The following is a 19,018-nucleotide window of genomic DNA, read 5'->3' on the forward strand; positions in this document are numbered from 1 at the left end:
CTGGGTCGCTGGGTTTCGTCTGGCACATATCGAGCCGCTTTCCCTTGCTAGCCGCATGCTTTGAAGGTTTGGTGACAGCGGTTCGCTGACGCCGTGGAGAAGTGGGATTTGGAGTAGGAATCCTGCAATCGTGACCAGGCTGCCTCGCTCAATAGACGTTCCGGCAACTCACGCAGAGATAGCGCTTACTCCAAGATGACGCGTACGCTGGCGCTGCGGCCGGCGGCGTCGATCACCGTGAGGGTGGAGGAGCCGCGCCCGTCGGGCGTCCACGAGGCGGTGCGGCGGCGGTGGGTTTCGGGCAACGGCTTACCGTTGGCGAGCCATCGGAAGGGTGCCCGCCCGCCATTGATCTTGAGCGCCAGCGGCATCGGGCGAGTGCCTCGCGAAAGGCCGAGATCGACACGTGCGCCCTCTGGCGGAAAGACGATTTCCGGTGCCGGCTCGGTCGGTGCACCTGCAACCGCCGGCCGCCCGGAGGAGGCAAAACGGCGCAGCGAGAAGGGCAGGTCTTGGACTGCGAGACGCACCGCGCCCGCCGGCGCACGCGGCAGCGGCGTCAGCCCGACGCCGGAGCGGAAGAAGCCTTCGAACAGGATGGGCGCGGCGGCGAGATAGCCGGTCAGGCCGGGCACCGAACCGCCGTCGGGCCGCCCTACCCACACGCCGAGCACATGGCGGCCGTCATAGCCGATGGCCCAGGCATCGCGGTAGCCGTAGGAGGTGCCGGTCTTGTAGGCGATGCCGAGGCGCGGCGCGCCCTCCGGCGGGATGACGCCGGCAAGCATGTCGGCGACCTGCCAGGCCGCTTGCGGCGTCAGCACCGTTGCCGGGTCGGAAAGAATCTCGGAGCCAGCGACATAGCGCAGCGGCCGCACCTTGCCGCGGTTGGCGAGCCCGGCATAAAGCTGCACCAGCCCTTCAAGCGTCAGCCCGGCACCGCCGAGGCCGATCGCCAGCCCCGGCGCCTCGCCCGGCGGCAGAACAGGGCTGACGCCGGCGCGCCTCATCCGCGCCACGAGCCGGGCCGGGCCGACGGCGTCGAGCAGGCGGATCGCCGGCACGTTGAGCGACATCTGCAACGCCTCGCGCACCGTGACGTCGCCCTGATACTCCATGTCGAAATTCTTCGGCCGATAGCCGGAAAAATTGCCCGGGCGGTCCTCGATCATCGTCTCCTGCATGACCAGCCCTTCCTCGAAGGCGAGGCCGTAGATGAAGGGCTTCAGCGTCGAGCCGGGCGAGCGCTGGACGACGCTCATGTCGATCCAGCCGGCGCGGGCGGCGTTGAAGTAGCCGGCCGATCCGACCCGCGCCAGAACCTCGCCAGTCCGGGCATCGGCCAGGATCATGGCGACGGAGACGCGGGCGCCCTGGCGCCGCGCCGCTTGGCGCGCCACCGCTTCCAGCCTGGCTTGAACGCCGCGATCAAGCACGAGCTGATGTCGGTGTTTTTCGGGGCCGGCCCGCCTGACAGCATCGGCCACGTGCGCGGCATAAGCTGGCATCGGCAGGCGTTTGGCCGTGATTGCCGCCTGCGCGGCGCGCGCCACCTCGCCTTCGGCGATCACGCCAGCTTTGGCCACGCGGGCAAGCACCCGGTCGCGCGCGGCTTTCGCGGCTTCGGGATGGCGGTCGGGGCGCCGTGCCTCCGGCGATTGCGGCAGGGCGACGAGCAGGGCTGCCTGGGAGAGGCTGAGTTTGTGCGGTTCCCTGCCGAACCAGGCAAGGCTTGCTGCACGCACGCCTTCTAGATTGCCGCCATAGGGCGCAAGCGTCAGATAGCGCTCGAGGATCTCGCGTTTGGAAAGGCGACGCTCGATCTGCAGGGCACGGGCGATCTGGCGGAATTTGGCGGCGAAACTGCGCTCCGTCCGCGGCTCAACCAGGCGGGCAAGCTGCATTGAAATGGTCGAGCCGCCGGAGACGATGCGGCCGTTGGCGGCAAGCTGCCAGGCGGCGCGCAGAAGCGCCAGGGGGTCGACGCCGGAGTGCGACCAGAAGCGTCGGTCCTCATAGGCAACCAGCATTTCGAGGAACTGCGGATCGAGCATGTCGATGTCGGCTTCAAGGCGCCAGTATCCGTCCGCCGCCGCATAGACGCGCAGAAGCGCACCGTCGCGGTCGACCACCTCCGGCGAAAGCGCTACCTCTTCGGCGAGTGGCGGCGGATAGGCCTCGTCGAGACGATCGAGAGCGAGGGTCCCGATTGCGGCGAGCACCGCCCCGGCGACGACGCCCACGGCGGCCCGCTTCATCCAGGCAAGCCATTTGTGCTTCCGGTCCACGGTCAGTTGCCCGCGATCTCCATGAGGCCGGTCGCCGTGCGCGCGGAAAGCTGCGGCCGGTACATGTCTTCGACGCTGGCCGCAGGATGGGTGTAGGTGCCCGGCGTCACCGCACGCACGACATAGGCGAGCCTGAAGTCGCGGTCGTCGCCGGCGGTGCGGTCGAAAGCGGCGATGAAGCGGTCGCCGCGGAACTCGGTGTGCACGGCGGTGGTCTCGCCCAGCCACTCGAAATTGTCGAGCTGGGCACTGTCGACGAGCCGCGGATTGTCGATCTCGAAGCCGGCCGGCAACAGGTCCGACACCAGCACGCGCGAGGGCCAGGCATTGGCCTCGGTGACCTCCAGCACGACGACGTAGCGCTCGTTATGGCGGGTTTGCGAGACGTTCACCGCCGTGCCGTTAAGGCGATAATAGGTGCGCTCGATGGTGAAGCCTTCGCCGCCCGCCGGCAGGGGCTGCCGGGGTGCGGCCACTGTGGTCAGCACCGCTTCGACCGGCTCGGAGCCCGTGTTGGCGATGGTGAAGGGTTCCTTGGCCACCTCATCACCGGAAAGCTGGCGTGCGAAGGCGCCCGCGTGCGGCGTGCCGTCGACGGTCAGCGCGATGTCCTCGCTCGTCTTGCTCAAGGCCCGGGCGGCCATCAGCATCCACGCCTCGTCCTGGGTGCTCATATAGCGGGTGCGGCCGCGCATGTCGGAGACGAGGCTGACCATCTGCGGCACCAGCGTCGGCTCGGGGCGGCTTTCGGCGGCGAGCGCCAGCATCCCCGCGCGGTCACGCAGGCGCGAGCCGTAGTCGGAGCGCGCCATGTTGCCGTCCGTCGTCGACTGCGCCAGGCTGAAGGCGGAGTGGAAGGCGCTCTCGGCGCGCTGCGCATCGCCATAGAGTGCCAGTGCCGCGGCGATCTGGGCGCGCGCCAAGGGGCTGGCGAACTCGTCCAGGCGCGTGTCGGCGTAGTAGCGCAAATCGCCGGCAGAGGCTTGGCGGTTGCGCGCCAGCACGTAGAGCGCGTAGGCGATCTTGTCGCCGTTGGACTTGACGTCCGTGTCATAGGCGAGCGCGTTCTGCAGGTTCTGCAGCGCCTGCGTCATCGCCTGCTCCGGCACGGCAAAGCCCTGCTCGCCAGCCCGCGTCAGGAAATCGGTGACGTAGGAGTCGAGCCACAGGTCGCCGGAGCCGGGGCTCCACAGGCCGAAGCTGCCTGCGGAGGACTGATAGGAGAGCACGCGTGCGATGGCTTTCTCGATGCGATCCTTGACCGCCGGATCGTCATCGAGACCGGCCGCCTTCGACAGTTCGCCCACATAAAGCAGCGGCAGCGCCCGGCTGGTGATCTGCTCGGCGCAGCCATAGGGGTAGCGGTCGAGCGACATCAGAAGCGCGGGGATGTCGAAGGCCTCGGCGCGCGAGACGTTGACGGTGACGGAGGCGCCGTCGGCAAAGCTGTCGGCGAGAAGCCCGCCGTCGATCTTCAAACTGCCGCCATTGGCGGCGAGCGTCACCGTGCGCCGCGTGGCCACCGGCATGACACCGGGCCTGACCGGCAGGCTGACGGATTTTTCCACCGCCAGGCCGGAATCGTGGACAAGCGAGACGGCGATGCTGCCTGTGCCCGCCTCCTGTGCGGAAAGCGGCAGCGAAAGGCTCGTCTTGCCGCCGGCTGCAAGGTTCAGGCTTGCCGGCGCCGAGGCCGTGTCGACGGCGACCGCGCCGTCGGCTGTGACCGAAAGCGTATAATCGCCCGCAGGCCCATCCGTGTTGGCGATCTCGACGAGCATTCGCGCCTCGTCACCGGGTGCGAGGAAGCGCGGCTGGCTCGTCGTCACGACGACGGGATTGCGGATGACGACGTCCTTCGACGCGCCGCCGACTGCACTCTTCGACCAGGCGACGGCCATGACGCGCACCGTGCCGTTGAACTGCGGAATGTCGAAACCGATCTCGGCCTTGCCGTCGTCATCCAGCCGGACGATGCCGGAGAAGAAGGCGACCAGTTCCTCCGTCGGCGGGCTGCCGGTCGACGTCATGCCGCCGGCGTCGCCGCCGGTGCGCAGCCGGCCGGTCGCACCCAGCGAGCCGTCGATCAGCCGGCCGAAGATGTCCCGCATCTCGAGCCCTAGCATGCGCTGGCCGAAATACCAGCCGGCAGGATCCGGTGCCTCGTAGCGCGTAAGATTAAGGATGCCGACGTCGACCGCGGCGACGGTGACATACGCCTCCTCGCCCGCAGCAAGCCCACCGAGGGAAACGGGAATGGAGAGCCTGCTGTCGGGCTGCATCTTGTCGGGAACGTCGAGATCGACGGCGAGCGAGCGGGCGTCCGGGTCGACCTTCAGCCAGCGGACGCCGATGGCGCGCATGGGCAGGCGGTTTTCCGTGGTCTCGCCAGGCCGGAACAGGGTCGCCGTGACATAGGTGCCGGCGCCGAGATCGTCGGTCACCGGGATATCGACGGTCGTGCCTTCCTCGGGAACGCTGACGGTGAAGGTGCGCTGCAGGCTCTCCGCGCCCAGCGTGATTAAAGCCTCACCGGCAAAGCGCGGCGAGATTTTTAGCCGTGCTGTATCGCCGGGCGCATAGCTCTCGCGGTCAAGCGCGATCTCCAGGCCGTCGGGCGTTTCCGTCGAGCTTGCCGCGACATACCAGCCGGCATCGAACTCCACGCTGGAGATGGGACCGCCGGGCTCCGCGCTCTCGACCTCGAGCCGATAGCGGCCCCAGTCGGTGGAAACGCTGATCTGCGGTTCGGAGTCGGGCGCGGCGTCGACGGTGCCTTCCTGCACGAGGCTCGTGGTGTCGATCGGCTCGTAGCTCCAGGAGCCGCCGTTGCGGTACCACTGGTAGTGCCGTTCGACCCGCAGCAGCGACCATTTCAGCCCCGGCATGACGATGCGCTGGCCTGACGGATCGGCGGCGATGACGCGGACATTCGCCGTGCCGCCTTCCGGCACCCGGCCGCCGGGGAACTCCGGCTTCAGGCCGATGACATCGGTTTCCGGCTCGATGCCGATGTCGAGCGAACGCTCGATGGCGCGGCCGCCGGCCTCGCGCATCCGCATGGTGACCTTGGCCGTCAGAAGCTGCGTGGTGGAAGGCGCGCTGTCGATGGAAATATCGAAGACGGCCTTGCCGTCGGCGTCTGTGTCCGGGAGCCCGGCGAGCGGTAGGCGCGTGGCCTCCACGTTCTCCTCGTCCTCAAGACCGAAGACATAGCCGGGGAAGCGCTGCCATTCGCGCGTCGGGCCGACCGTCAACTGGCCTTCGAGCGTCAGACCCGCGGCAGGGGCGCCGTAGAGATAGCGGCCTTCGAGGGTGACCTCGGTTGAGGAGCCGATGGCAATCGTGTCGGCGGCGCTCGAAAGTTCGAACTCCGTCCGGTCCGGCACGAAGTCTTCCACCAGGAACATCTTTTCGGCGATCGGCGCCTGCTTAGGATCAGCGTGAACGCGCAGGGACCACGTGCCGCGCATGGCATTTTCGGGCAGCGCCAGGTCTACGGCGTGGCCGCCAAGCTCGGCGCCCTGCGAGACGATGCGGCGGTCCTCAACGCCGTCGGGGCGCTGGAAGATGAAGATCAGTGGGAGGTTGTCGACCGCCTCGGCGGAAGGGTCTCGCGCAAGGGCCGCCGCGTGCACCGTCTCGCCGGCACGATAGATGCCACGCTCGGTCCAGGCGAAGACGTCGAGCGGGCCGGGCGCCGGGCGCCCCTCAACGCCGCGGTCCGACAGGTCGAAGCCGGCGCGCGTCATGTCGACGAAGACGAAATCCTCTTCGCCGCCCTCGGCGAGGAGGGCGGCTGGCGCAAGCCCGGCGTCACCGCGCACCGTGCCCGGCGCGAAGCGGGCGTGGCCGTCGCCGTCCGTTGTCGCCTCGCCGAGCACCTCGTTGTTGCGCGCAAGCAGCGTCAACTTAATGCCGGCAATCGGCTTGGCCGTAGCGAGCGAGCGGGCGAAGACGGACAGCCCGTCCTCGCCGGCGAAGGTGGACAGACCGATGTCCGATATCAGGAACCACTGGGTAGCACGGCTGTCCCAGCGCTCACTCAGGTCGCCTTCGGGGACGGCGGTGAGCATGTAGATGCCGGGCTTGCGTTCCGGCATCGCCTCGTCGATGGGGATGCTGGTGACAACGTCCTTGTTCAATCCGGAGGCGATGTCGATCGTGCCATGCCAGACTGGCTCGCCCATGTCTCCGGCGACCTCGTCTATCTCGTAATCACTGAGCTGCTGGAGGAACTTCGATTCCGTCATCAGCCGTGCCAGGGCGCGGTCGCCTACACGGTAGAGCGAAAGCTCGGCGCTCGAGGCATTGACCGAGACCAGGGGGATGCCGCGCCGGGCGCTCGACGGCAGCACGAAATTGTCGCCGGTGAAGCGCAGGGCGGGAGCGCGGTCGCGAATATAGATTTCCAGCGGCACCGGCTCGGAGATCACCTCGCCGATCGCCGCCGGCAGGCCCTGGCGGATGACGACGCGGTGTTGCTCGCCATGCTTTAGGCCGGTGACGCAGAGTTCCTTGTCGCTCTGGTTGATGGCTGCGGCGGGTGTGTTGTCGACGGTCACGTATTGCGCGTAGTCAACGCCGCTCTTGACCAGGTCCTCGGAGAACTGGACGCAGACGCGCGGTGTGGCGCTGTCGGCATCGACCGAGTGATCGACGACGCGGAAGCCCTTGCGGCGCTTGAGATCGGCATAGAGCGCCTGCACGCTTGCCGAGGAGTGAAGGGCGAGGCTCGCCTCGTAGGCGCTGATGGCCGGCCGGAAGAGGCTGCGCAACTCCAGCGCCCCGGCGAGCGCGGCCAGCGCATCGGCGCGTGCCATCGCGGTACGTGACAGGCGATAGGCGGTCACGGCCGCACCCGTGGCGGCACGCTGCAGCCTATAGGGGGTCTGCTGGTCGGCGGGCGTGGCCTGCGTCGCGGCGCGGGCAAGGCCGGTCCATAAGGAGGCATTCTCCGGCTCAACGGCAATGGCGGCGGTGTAGTCGCGTATCGCGGTGTGTGCATCACCACCGGAAAGCGCCTGGTCGGCGGCGGAGGTGAGGGCGACGAAACCGGCGTCGCCCGCGCTGGCGTTGCGCAGCACCTCGCTTCGATATTGCTCGGCTTCCTGCAGGACATGGCCCGGCACGAAACGCAGCTCGGGCGGCGCGCCGATGTCCGGCTCGGCGCGGGCAGTCACCACCTTACCGGCGACCGCGCCGCTAAAAGGGTTCAGGACGTTGAAGTCCGACTTCAGGAAGCACCAGCGGGCGCGCGTATTGTAGGTGAAGGCCCGGCATTGCCGGTTGCCGAGACAGGCGCTTTCGCACTGATCCAACGAGGCGTCCTGCTCGGTACGCAGATCGAAGCCGAAATAGTCGCTGTCCTCGGTGGTGACGATGCGCCTGGCATCCTGCGCGGCGGCGGGAACCGTCAGCGCAAGGACAAACATGAGTAAAAGGAGCCCACGCAACGTGCACATCGCATTCCTCCAGGCGCTGCCGCTATCGTCCCCATGATATTCGCCCAGTTTCGTGAAGGCCTGTCAACAGCGGGCGCGGAAGGTCGGTCAGGACAACCTTACTCCTCTATAACTTTCAGTTGCGCCAAGTTCGGACTTTCCGGCTGCGCAGCCGGCGAAGAGACAAATGCGGCATAGAAAGAGAAGCACATGGGAGACACGATCCGCCGGCTGCTGGCCGGTGCAGCATGCGCGGTCATTGCCGGCTGCGGAGGGGGTGGCGGCAGCAGCGACCCGGGGCTGGGGACACCGCCACCCCAGGAACCCGGTCCCTCTCCGAGCCCAGATCCGGAGCCGGATCAGCTGACGCTGGATGCGGCGGCCGCCGCTAAATACGCTATGGGAAGAGAGTTCGGCAACCTCGATCCCAGCCACAATGGGGAGGATAATCATCGCAAGAGATACGGCTACCCGAATGGCTGCACGGCGGAGGCCCTGCGCGGTGCCAATTGTGCCAGCGCCGGCAACTACCTCCTGCAGAACATTCATTTCGCGCATACCGCGAAACTACCCGACGGAACCAAGCTGCGCGGACAGGGCACGCGCATTGCGGTGCTGGATTCCGGTTTCGACGTCGACCATCAGGAGCTGGAGGATAAGGACATCGTCGCCTATGGGGACCTACCGGTTCACAGACATGGAACCGCGGCGGCTGCGGTAGCCGCAGGCAAGAAAGACGGCAAAGGGATCATGGGCGTGGCGCCGGAGGCGGGCCTGCATCTGGCCGCGCTTCCGAAGGATAACTGGGTGCGGCCGGTGATGGAGGCTACGAAAGACGCAGCGGAGCATGGCGCCGTCGTACAGAATAATTCCTGGGGCCTAGCGGAAGAATACGACACCGCTGCCAACGACCAGTTGGCGGACTTCAACGCCGCCGGCGCCAATTTCGCAGACTACGCCGATTTCCTTTCCTTGCGCCTCGGAGCCCCGGCGGGAGACCTGCGGGATCTTTTCGAATCCTACAGAGACTTTCAGAAGACGGGCGTTATCGTTTTCGCGAACTCCAACGATAACGAACTCGGCGCAGCGGTTTATCCGGATAAGAACAAGGCCGATGTCGAGGCATGGGCCGCGCTGCCGGTATTCCCCGGCTATGAGGATCTTCGCGAGGCTTGGCTCGTCGTCAGCAACGCTTTCTTCACGGTCGATGAGAAAGACGGCAGCATTCTCGACGCCGAGCTCCTATCGGCGCCCTGCGGCTCGGCCGCCCGGTTCTGCCTGACAAGCGACGGAACGGCGCACGCTCCGAACCCGGATTGGGGCGACGACGGATATGGCGTGTCAAGCGGCTCCTCCCTTGCCGCGCCGCAAGTGTCCGGCATGATCGCCCTTCTGGCCCAGGCTTTCCCGGACCTGTCGCCTGCTGAATGGACGGCCCGTCTCCTGGCAACGGCGCGGACGGACTGGAAGAGCTTTCAGCAGTCGATAATCGGTGAGCAGACCTTTGCATCCGGCATCACCCATGCCTATTCCAGCCTATACGGTCATGGACTGCCGGATATGAAGGCGGCGCTTGCGCCTGTAGGGAAACTGTCCGTCGCCAGCGGCGACAACGTCTTCTCCGGAAAGCGCACCAGCCTTGCCGCCGGCATCGCCACGGCCGCTCCGGTGATCGGCAACGGTGTCGCCAAGGCGATCGCCGGGCGCGAGGTCATGGTGATCGACGCGTTGGGAACGGATTTCTATGTGCCCGGCAAGGCGCTCGGCGGCAAAGCCGCCGCCACCCAGCCGGCCGGCACCGCCGATGCGCGCGACATGGTCGGCAATGTCGAACAGGTGGCAGGCACCTTCGCCTTCATGGAGCGAGGAGGCGGCGCGCCCGTTCCTCTGCACGACGTCACCGTGCCGAAGCTCTTCTTCTCCCAGTCTCTCGGCCATCTCGGGGGCAAGACAGCCTTCTCGCGCCTCTTCCCCCTCAACGGGAAAGGCAGGTTTCTGCAACTTGCCGGCCATATCGGCCAGGAGGGCGATGGCAGCGACGCTGCTTTCTCCCTATCGCGCCTGGCGGCCAGCGACAAATTCGCCACGGAACTTTCCTTCTCCTTCGGTCATAGCGCCGGCGGCTTCTTCGGAGCGGAGACGCGTGGTCCCTTCGTTGCTGCGAACAACACAGGAAGCGCGGCCGCCGGTCTAAGCTTCAGCGCCGCGTTGCCCGACGGCTGGTCCGTCGGCGTCTATGCGGAGCTCGGCAGCAGTTTCGTCAGGGCCGACCCGACGGCGCTGGTGGATTACGGTGCGTCCGCCTATGCCAGCGGCGGCCTGACCGCCCGCCGTCGCGGCGTCATCACCGGCCGGGACACCGTCGACCTCTATGCCGGCGTGCAACCGCGCCCTGTCGCCGGCAAGGCCGACGTCCACCTACCGGTGGGGCGCAAGGACGACGGCACCATTCTATATGACAAGCTGACCGTGGATTTGGCTGAAGCGGACATGCCGCTGCGCCTTGGCCTCGTCTATCGCAACCGTACGAATAACGACTTCGACATGCTTTTCGGCCTCAACACCGACTTCACGGCCAGTAGGGAACCCGACCCTGCGCTATCACTCTCGCTCGGGTTGAAGAAGACGTTCTGAATGTGCGTGACTGGCGCTTGGCAAACCGCGGACCCTCCAATAGCTTCTCCCTATATTAATAGTTATGATTCGTCTGGTATGGGCGAGTGTAGAGTAGGGGTCTATGGGCTGCTTCGTGAAAGCAGCGAGCCGGGGAGCCATGAGGGATTTTACACTGCGGCTGATCGCCGGTGCGACGTTTCTGCTCGTTGCAGGCTGCGGGGGCGGCGGCAGTAACAGCGACAGCAATGGCGGCAGTTCACCACCGGACGATGAGCCGCCAGCCAGCTCTTCCGACTATCCGGTGATGAACGAGACGGCTGCTGCCAGCTATGCCGCGACTTCCGAGTTCAAAGGGGTCGATCCCTCCTGCAGCGGCAGTAGGAATCCCGGCTGCAGCGGCACCACCAACTACGCCCTGCAGAACATCCACTACGCACATACGGCCACGCTCGACGATGGAACCAGGCTGCGCGGCAAAGGCACGCTGATTGCTGTCGTCGACGATGGTTTCCGCCGTAGCCATCGAGAATTCTCCGGCAAAACGATCCACACTTTCTTCGGCGGTCAATCGTTTGCGACGGAAGATCACGGCACGGGTGTCGCCGGCGTCGCTGCCGGCAACGCGGACGGCAATGAGATGATGGGTGTGGCGCCGGAGGCGGACCTGCATCTGACGTCCTGGGAGTCCGTAAGCAATACCAGCGGGCTTCTGGACCATCTGGCCGCAGCCACCGACGACGCGGCATCGCGGGGCGCCGTGGTGCAGAATAACTCGTGGGGATTTGCCGAGCAGACCGCCGCTGACGAGGAGATGGCAGCCTTCGAGGCTTCCGACGCGGAGAGCTATGCGGAATATCTCGCCGGAGGGAACACCAGCCTGGCGGCGGACTGGCAGAACCTGTTCGAGGCTTACGACAATTTCCAGGAGACGGGAGTCGTCGTCTTCGCCAACTCCAATAACCAAAATCTCGGCGCGGCGGACGACGGAGAGAGCGATGCCTCCTCCTGGGCAGCACTCCCCCTGTTCGTGCCGGAGCTTTCCGAGGCCTGGCTCGCCGTCAGCAATGCGCGTTTCACGGTCGATGAAAGCGATGGCAGCATCCTTGATGCCGAGCTTCAGTCGGCACCCTGCGGCTCCGCCGCCAGGTTCTGCCTGACCAGCGAAGGCTACACCTACGCGCCGACCGCATCGAGCAATACGTCCTACGGCGTCGCAACCGGCACGTCCTTCGCCGCGCCGCAAGTCTCGGGGCAGATCGCCCTCCTCGCCCAGGCTTTTCCAAATCTGTCGCCGGCAGAGTGGACCGTGCGTCTGTTGGCGACGGCGCGGACGGGATGGGATGGCTTCCAGAACTCGAAGGCCGGCGAGCAGACGTTTGCACCCGGCGTCAAACACGCCTATTCCAGCCTCTACGGCCACGGCGTGCCGGACATCAAGGCAGCGCTTTCGCCGGTCGGCGGACTGGCCATCGCCAGCGGCGACAATGTCTTTTCCGGGCCGCGCACAAGCCTCGACGAAGGCATCGCCACCGCCGGCCCGGTTGTCGGCAATGCTATCGCCAAGACGCTGGCCAAACGCGACATCATGGCGGTCGATGCGCTGGGAACGGATTTTTACCTGCCGGGCAGGGCGCTCGGCGCCGAGGGCGCCAATGGCGGCTTTTCCTCGGGTCAGGCGAATGCGGGCCAGCTTGCCCGCAATGTCGAAGGGGTGGCAACGAGCTTCTCGTTCCTGGAGGCCGGCTCCATCGCCGTTCCTGCCCTGGAAGACGCGGCGGTGCCGAAGCTGTTCTTCTCCCAGACGCTCGCCAATCTTGGCGGCGATACCGCCTTCTCGCACGTCTTCCCGCTTGGAGAGGGGCGGTTTTTGCAGTTCGCCGGGCACATGGAACAAGTGAAGGAAGGTAGCAGCGCGGCCTTCTCCCTGTCGCGTCTGACGGCACGCGAGAACTTCGCCACGGAGCTTTCCTTCTCTTTCGGTCACAGCGCCAATCGCTTTTTCGGCAATGCCGCGAACGGCCCTTTCCTACCGGCGGAAGACACGGGCAACGTAGCCGCGGGCTTCAGCATCAGCACCGCGCTCTCGTCCGCCTGGTCTGTCGGCGCCTATGCCGAGTTCGGCAGCGGTTTCGTGGGGGACGATCCCTCGGCGCTCGTCGACTACGGCGCCTTCGCCTATGCCAGCGGCGGCCTCTCGGCCCGCCGCCGCGGCGTTATCACCGGGCGCGACACGCTCGACCTTTATGCCGGCTTGCGGCCCAAGACGGTCGCAGGCAAAGCCGACCTCAGCTTGCCGGTCGGCCGCGATACGGATGGCACCATCCATTATGAAGAGATCGGCATCGACCTAGCCAAGGCCGACTTGCCGCTGCGCCTCGGCTTTGTCTACCGCAACCGCACAGCGAGTGATTTCGACGTGCTGTTCGGCCTCAACACGGACTTCGTGGCGGGCAGCGATCCCGATCCGGTGCTTTCGGTCTCGCTGGGATTGAAGAAGAAGTTCTAGCCCGCCGGTTACCGGCAGGACCTCGCGCGCCACATAGCCGAACCCCGCAATTCCAGCTTGCCGGTCATGGCTCGACTTCTGCCGTTTTCGCACCGGTGCGTGTTGTTGCATGTCGTCCGCCACCATGCTTTTCTCGATCACACGCGCGGTCGCGCCGAAGGGAAACGTTGCAGTGCTTGTCCTCATAAGTGTCTTCGCCATCTTCATCCCGGCGCTCGTGCTGCCGGGGCCGGATTTCGTGGCCGTGGTCCGCTCGTCGATGACCGGCGGCACACTGGCGGGGTTGAAGACGACGGTCGGTGTTTCTGTCTGCCTCGGCCTCTATGCGACGCTGAGCCTGCTGGGGCTTTCGGCAATCCTGATGGAGTTTCAGTGGCTCGCCTGGGCGATCCGCGTTCTCGGCGGCTGCTATCTCATCTATCTCGGCATCCGGCTGGTGTTCGCAAAGCCGCAGGAACTGGCGGTGGACCAGGCGCAGAGCGGCGCCGGCCGCAGTCCGCTCATCTTCGGGTTCCTCGTCACGCTGACGAACCCCAAGGCGATCGTTCTGTTCGCCAGCGTTTTCGCGACCTCGATCACCGCCCAGACGCCGGTGTGGGTACTTATCGCCATGGTGGTTCTCGTCGTCTTGAGCGCGCTTGCCTGGTACTCGCTCGTCAGCCTCTTCATGTCGTCGCGGCTCATCCTCAGTCGATTTTCCGATGCGCGGCATTGGGTGGAGCGGGCGGCAGGCGTGTGCTTCGTGGGGATCGGCGGCCGCATCCTCGCCGACAGCCGCAACCCTGTGACCGTTTGACCCTTCCGCCGCCAGCGCTTGGTATTTCCGCGAAACATGACTATCTGGCAGGCGAACACGAAGGAAAGCGAGCCGCAATGAGCGCCGTCACCCGTCAAGCCGTCATCGATAAGCTCAGCACCATCAAGGGACCGGACCGTGAAGGCGATATCGTTTCGCGCGGCCTGGTGTCGGAGATTTTTATCGCCGACGGCAAGGTCTTTTTCTCCATCACTGTTCCCGCCGACCGTGCGCAGGAGCTGGAGCCCATGCGCCAGGCTGCCGAGGATGCAGTGAAATCTATTCCCGGTGTCGCAGGTGCCATGGTGGCGCTGACGGCGGAAAAGCAGGGCGGCGGCATGGGTGCGACACCGCAGCCTCAAGCCGCGCCGCGGCCGCAGCAAAGGAGCCCGGCGGCTTCCCAAGGGCAGCAGCCGGCGAAGGCCGGTGTGCCGGGGATAGAGGCAATCATCGCCGTGGCAAGCGGCAAGGGCGGCGTCGGCAAGTCCACCACCGCCGTCAATCTGGCGCTGGGTCTCAGTGCCCTCGGGCTGAAGGTGGGCATTCTGGATGCCGACATCTACGGCCCCTCCATGCCGCGCCTCCTGGGGCTCAAGGGCAAGCCGGAGATGGTGGACAGCAAGACGCTCAAGCCGATGCAGGCGTACGGGCTCGAGGTCATGTCCATCGGCTTCCTCGTCGAAGAGGAAACGCCGATGATCTGGCGCGGGCCGATGGTCATGTCAGCGCTGCGCCAGATGCTGCGCGACGTTGCATGGGGGCCGCTCGACGTGCTGGTGGTCGACATGCCGCCCGGCACGGGTGATGCCCAGCTCACCATGGCCCAGCAGGTGCCGCTGGCCGGTGCCGTCATCGTATCGACGCCGCAGGACCTTGCTCTCATCGACGCTCGCAAAGGGCTCAACATGTTCCGCCGCGTCGACGTGCCGGTGCTCGGCATCGTCGAAAACATGAGTTATTTCATCGCCCCCGACACCGGCAAGCGCTACGACATCTTCGGCCATGGCGGCGCGAGGAACGAGGCCGAGCGGCTGGGTGTGCCCTTCCTGGGCGAGGTGCCGCTGACCATGGATGTGCGCGAGACATCGGACGCCGGCACGCCGGTGGTCGTCTCGAACCCCGAAGGGGCGCAGGCGAAGGTTTACCGCGCTGTGGCGGAAAAGGTGCTGGAACGGATGAGAGCCGAGAGCGAGGCGGCCGGAGAGGCCCCGGCGATCGTTTTCGAGTAACGAGGCCCGATCTGCTGGCGCCAAGCGCCACCCCTCACGCGCTCTGCGCTTGCTCCTCTGCGCCACTCACGCGGGCGTTGAAGTCGGAGAAGAACTGGCCGGCCAGTTTCTTCGAGGTCGACTGGATCAGCCGGCTGCCGAGCTGCGCCATCTTGCCGCCGACATCAGCCTTGGCCTCGTAGGTGAGGATGGTGGCGCCCGGTCCGTCCTCCTTGAGCGATACGTCAGCGGCGCCCTTGGCGAAACCGGCCACGCCACCCTTGCCCTCACCAGAGATGGTATAGGAATGGGGCGGGTTGAGGTTTGTGAGTTCCACCGCACCGTTGAAGCGCGCCTTGATCGGGCCGATCTTGAGCGAGACAGTGGCGGCGAACTCGGTGTCCGACTTCTTCTCCAGCTCCTGGCAGCCGGGGATGCAGTCCTTCAGAACGTCAGGATCGTTCAGCGCCCGCCATACGGTCTCCACCGGCGCCTCGATCCGCTCTTCGCCTTCGATGATCATGGCCATGGCTGCTCCCTCCGGTTGGGTGTCATCCTTGGCTAACGCAGCCGAGGTCCCTTGTCCATCCGCCACCCTTGCCGCCCGACGTGGGATGCAATATCCGTGAGCCCGGCAACCCGCAGAGGCTTCGATCATGACCCAAGGCAGCCGCAAGACTCGGCTTCGTTCACAACAATGGTTCGACAATCCGGACAATCCGGGCATGACCGCGCTCTACATCGAGCGCTACCTGAATTATGGCCTGACGCGCGAAGAGCTGCAGTCGGGCAAACCGCTGATCGGCATCGCCCAGACCGGCTCCGACCTTTCGCCCTGCAACCGGCACCATATCGAGCTTGCCAAGCGCCTGCGGGCCGGCATCGAGGCGGCCGGCGGCATCCCCTTCGAGTTTCCCTGTCACCCCATCCAGGAGACGGGCAAGCGGCCGACCGCCTCGCTCGACCGCAACCTCGCCTATCTGTCGCTGGTGGAGGCGCTTTACGGCTATCCGCTCGACGGCGTCGTTCTGACCATCGGCTGTGACAAGACCACGCCAGCGCTGCTCATGGCGGCGGCCACCGTGAACATCCCGGCCGTCGCCTTCTCCGTCGGCCCAATGCTCAACGGCTGGCACCGAGGCAAACGCACCGGCTCCGGCACCATCGTGTGGGAGGCGCGGGAAAAGCTGGCTGCAGGCGAGATCAACTACGACGAGTTCATGGATCTGGCGGCATCTTCCGCCCCGTCGGTCGGCTTCTGCAACACCATGGGCACGGCCTCCACCATGAATTCGCTGGCAGAGGCGCTCGGTATGCAGCTTCCCGGCTCCGCTGCGATCCCCGCGCCCTACCGCGAGCGCGGCCAGATGGCCTACGCAACCGGGCGGCGCATCGTCGAGATGGTGCACGAGGACTTGAAGCCTTCAGACATCATGACGCGTGAGGCCTTCGAGAATGCCATCGTCGTCAACTCGGCGCTCGGCGGCTCCACCAATGCGCCGATCCATCTCAACGCCGTCGCCCGGCATTTGGGCGTGCCGCTCGACAACGACGCCTGGCAGAGGATCGGCCATCACATTCCGCTTCTCGTCAACATGCAGCCGGCGGGCGAATATCTGGGTGAGGATTTTCATCACGCCGGCGGCGTGCCGGCTGTCGTGGCGGAGCTGATGAAGGCGGGGCTGCTGCCGCATCCGGACGCCAAGACGGTGAACGGCCGCACATTTGGCGAGAACTGCCGTAATGCGGAAAATCTCGACGGCAACGTCATTCGCCCGGTGTCGGACCCGCTCAAGTCCGATGCAGGTTTCATCAACCTGAAGGGCAATCTCTTCGACAGTGCCATCATGAAGACCAGCGTGATCTCGGAAGAATTCCACTCGCGGTATCTGGCGAACCCGGACGATCCTCTTGCCTTCGAGGGCAAGGCCGTCGTCTTTGATGGACCGGAGGACTACCACGACCGCATCGATGATCCTGCGCTCGCCATCGACCAGCATTCGATCCTCGTCATGCGCGGCGCCGGGCCTGTCGGCTATCCGGGCGCGGCGGAAGTGGTCAACATGCGCCCGCCGGATTACCTCATCAAGAAGGACATCCACGCGCTCCCCTGCATCGGCGACGGACGCCAGTCCGGCACCTCGGCCTCCCCCTCCATCCTCAACGCCTCTCCGGAGGCGGCGGTCGGCGGCGGGCTGGCACTGTTGAAGACGGGCGACCGCATCCGCATCGACCTCAACAAGGGCAGCGCCGACATGCTGGTGAGCGAGAAGGAGCTGGATGCCCGGCGTTCCGCTCTGGCAGTGGCCGGCGGCTATGCCTTCCCGGACCACCAGACGCCCTGGCAGGAGATCCAGCGGGCCATGGTGGGCCAGTTGGCCGAAGGCATGGTGCTCAAGCCGGCGACTGCTTATCGCCGCATCGCACAGGAAAAGGGCATCCCGCGCGACAATCACTAGCGCGCCCGCGGTTCTCCCCTGCGGTGTTTACCCCACCGCCGAAATCCGCTCCTTCAGCGCCCGGACGAGCGCCGCATCCGTGCGACGGCGCTTTGCCGGCGAAAAGCCGAGCGACACGAGCCTGGCGTCCGATACCGGTTCGGCCGTCGAACATGAGGCATGGACTTCACTGACCGGCAGTCTCGGCAACAGCAGGCCGACGGTCTCGACGTTGATCCCCGCGCCGGGCATGATTGATATTCGCCCGGCCGCCACGGCGATCGCCTCTTCCAGAGCCTCCACGCCTTCCGCCGCCGTCGATGCCCCGCCGGACGTCAAAATACGCTCGAAACCAAGCTCGACCGCCATCTCGACAGCCTCCGCCCGGTCCGGAACCAGATCGAAGGCCCGGTGCAGCGTGACGCCCAGCCCGTCTGCGCGTTCAGCCAGCCTTTTCAACGCATGGTAGTCGAGGCTTCCGTCCCTCTTAACGGCACCGAAGACGACTCCGGCAAACCCAGCCTGCCGCGCCGCCTCGATATCCCGCGCCATGACATCCAGCTCCGCCTCCGCATAGACGAAATCCCCTGCCCGCGGCCTGATCATCGCATAGACGGGAACTTGCGAGGCGGCGGCCGCCATCAAACCTGCCGGCGGCGTCAGGCCGCCGAGGTCCAGCGCGCTGCACAACTCGACGCGATCCGCCCCGCCGTCAATGGCCGCTGCCAGACCGGCGGGATCGTCGACGCAGACTTCAAGCAGAATGCCGCTCACGCTCCACCTTCTTGAATCCCAAGAGCGCCGCGCCCATCAGGCCCGGCTCGACACGGCAGGCGCCGCGGACCACCAGTGGACGGTCGAAGCGGCGCAGGATGCGTTTGCGCACCGCTTGGTCGATCTCGGCAAGCAGCACTTGCGCATTGGAAAGCCCGCCGCCGACGGGCACGATGGTGGCGCCGGTGACATTGACCACCATGGCGAGAGGCCCGCTGAGGAGATCAACGAAGACGTCGACTGTCCGCGCCGCCTGCGCGTCGCCCTGCTCCCATGCCGCGACGATATTCTCCGAGGCCAAGTCCTGGTCGTGCAGCAGCTTGTGCAGGCGCTCCATGCCGCGCGCGCCGCCCACCGTGTCGATGCAGCCTTCCAGCCCGCAGCCGCACTTGAAGGCCGGAATGGCGATTGGCGGATTGCCGGCAAAGGCGGCGGCCACCGGCCCGTGCCCCCACTCGCCGGCAAACCCGCCTTCGGTGTTGACGAGTTGGCCGCCCGCCACGAGCCCGCCGCCGACGCCGGTGCCCAGAATGGCGCCGAAGACGATGTTGTGCCCCTGCCCCGCGCCGACGGCCGCCTCGGCCATGGCGAAGCAATCGGCATCGTTGGCGACGATCACGGGCAGGCCCAACTCCCGCCGCAGATCGGCCTCCAGCCGGCGCCCGTGGATGCAGGGGATGTTGGCGCAGATGGCGGCGTGGGTTTCCGGGTCGATGACACCAGCGATGGAGATCGCCACGCAATCGGGCCTCCCATCGGCTGCCGCGATCACGCTCTTCAGGCTGGCGACGAAAGCCTCGAAATCCCGTGTTGGCGTCGGCATCCGCCGCACCGGCTCGACGGTTTCGAGGGAATGCACCACCGCCCCCTTGATTGTCGTCCCGCCGATATCGAAGGCGATGAGCATTTCAGATCTTCCGTATTGCTTTTCGACGATGCACGGCGAAT

At 66.1% G+C, this 19,018-nt stretch carries 10 protein-coding genes; 5 read left to right on the forward strand and 5 right to left on the reverse strand.

The genetic code is table 11. The features are described 5' to 3' along the window. Nucleotides 1-185: 185 nt before the first annotated feature. Nucleotides 186-2,258, reverse strand: a complete 2,073-nt coding sequence (gene pbpC, locus N5A92_RS04975) for a penicillin-binding protein 1C (protein WP_260901008.1) — start codon at nucleotides 2,256-2,258, stop codon at nucleotides 186-188. A gap of 32 nt (nucleotides 2,259-2,290) precedes the next feature. Then, complete coding sequence (locus tag N5A92_RS04980) at nucleotides 2,291-7,753, reverse strand: MG2 domain-containing protein (RefSeq protein WP_260900773.1); 5,463 nt, start codon at nucleotides 7,751-7,753, stop codon at nucleotides 2,291-2,293. 189 nt (nucleotides 7,754-7,942) lie between these two features. Between N5A92_RS04980 and N5A92_RS04985 the strand changes: the two genes are divergently transcribed. The 4 genes from N5A92_RS04985 (at nucleotide 7,943) to N5A92_RS05000 (ending at nucleotide 14,879) form a co-directional block, all read left to right on the forward strand. After that, a complete protein-coding gene (locus N5A92_RS04985; protein ID WP_260900774.1) occupies nucleotides 7,943-10,366 on the forward strand; it encodes a S8 family serine peptidase in 2,424 nt (807 codons plus the stop codon). Between the two features lie 139 nt (nucleotides 10,367-10,505). Then, on the forward strand, nucleotides 10,506-12,854 hold the full coding sequence (locus tag N5A92_RS04990; protein ID WP_260900775.1) for a S8 family peptidase: 2,349 nt from the start codon (nucleotides 10,506-10,508) through the stop codon (nucleotides 12,852-12,854). 109 nt (nucleotides 12,855-12,963) lie between these two features. After that, nucleotides 12,964-13,650: a LysE family translocator gene (locus tag N5A92_RS04995; protein ID WP_260900776.1), complete on the forward strand. Its 687-nt coding sequence runs from the start codon at nucleotides 12,964-12,966 to the stop codon at nucleotides 13,648-13,650. Nucleotides 13,651-13,727: 77 nt separating this feature from the next. Beyond that, nucleotides 13,728-14,879, forward strand: coding sequence for an Mrp/NBP35 family ATP-binding protein (locus tag N5A92_RS05000; protein ID WP_260900777.1), 1,152 nt, complete (start codon nucleotides 13,728-13,730; stop codon nucleotides 14,877-14,879). A 34-nt stretch (nucleotides 14,880-14,913) separates the two neighbouring features. Here the strand turns inward: N5A92_RS05000 and N5A92_RS05005 are convergent, their stop codons facing one another. Next, entirely contained in the window at nucleotides 14,914-15,387 is a 474-nt protein-coding gene (locus tag N5A92_RS05005) for an SRPBCC family protein (protein ID WP_260900779.1), read from the reverse strand. 127 nt (nucleotides 15,388-15,514) lie between these two features. Here N5A92_RS05005 and N5A92_RS05010 point away from each other — a divergent pair, with 127 nt between their 5' ends. Next, nucleotides 15,515-17,317: an IlvD/Edd family dehydratase gene (locus N5A92_RS05010; protein WP_260900780.1), complete on the forward strand. Its 1,803-nt coding sequence runs from the start codon at nucleotides 15,515-15,517 to the stop codon at nucleotides 17,315-17,317. 27 nt (nucleotides 17,318-17,344) lie between these two features. On the opposite strand, the gene N5A92_RS05015 is transcribed toward N5A92_RS05010, so the two are convergent. Further along, nucleotides 17,345-18,070 carry a copper homeostasis protein CutC gene (locus N5A92_RS05015; protein ID WP_260900781.1) on the reverse strand — a complete coding sequence of 242 codons (726 nt, stop codon included), beginning with the start codon at nucleotides 18,068-18,070 and terminating at the stop codon, nucleotides 17,345-17,347. Beyond that, nucleotides 18,051-18,977, reverse strand: a complete 927-nt coding sequence (locus N5A92_RS05020) for an ROK family protein (protein WP_260900783.1) — start codon at nucleotides 18,975-18,977, stop codon at nucleotides 18,051-18,053. The genes N5A92_RS05015 and N5A92_RS05020 overlap by 20 nt, the downstream gene beginning before the upstream one ends. Nucleotides 18,978-19,018 lie beyond the last annotated feature (41 nt).

It is taken from the genome of Chelativorans salis (genome assembly GCF_025336525.1).
Classification (GTDB): Bacteria; Pseudomonadota; Alphaproteobacteria; order Rhizobiales; family Rhizobiaceae; genus Chelativorans; species Chelativorans salis.

What these genes read in the sequence shown, in the direction of transcription:
- N5A92_RS04985 (WP_260900774.1), top strand. Translation starts at nt 7,943, where the DNA reads ATGGGAGACACGATCCGCCGGCTGCTGGCCGGTGCAGCATGCGCGGTC.
- N5A92_RS05010 (WP_260900780.1), top strand. Translation starts at nt 15,515, where the DNA reads ATGACCCAAGGCAGCCGCAAGACTCGGCTTCGTTCACAACAATGGTTC.
- N5A92_RS05005 (WP_260900779.1), bottom strand. Translation starts at nt 15,387, where the DNA reads ATGGCCATGATCATCGAAGGCGAAGAGCGGATCGAGGCGCCGGTGGAG.
- N5A92_RS05000 (WP_260900777.1), top strand. Translation starts at nt 13,728, where the DNA reads ATGAGCGCCGTCACCCGTCAAGCCGTCATCGATAAGCTCAGCACCATC.
- N5A92_RS04990 (WP_260900775.1), top strand. Translation starts at nt 10,506, where the DNA reads ATGAGGGATTTTACACTGCGGCTGATCGCCGGTGCGACGTTTCTGCTC.
- N5A92_RS05020 (WP_260900783.1), bottom strand. Translation starts at nt 18,977, where the DNA reads ATGCTCATCGCCTTCGATATCGGCGGGACGACAATCAAGGGGGCGGTG.
- N5A92_RS04995 (WP_260900776.1), top strand. Translation starts at nt 12,964, where the DNA reads ATGTCGTCCGCCACCATGCTTTTCTCGATCACACGCGCGGTCGCGCCG.
- pbpC (WP_260901008.1), bottom strand. Translation starts at nt 2,258, where the DNA reads ATGAAGCGGGCCGCCGTGGGCGTCGTCGCCGGGGCGGTGCTCGCCGCA.
- N5A92_RS04980 (WP_260900773.1), bottom strand. Translation starts at nt 7,753, where the DNA reads ATGTGCACGTTGCGTGGGCTCCTTTTACTCATGTTTGTCCTTGCGCTG.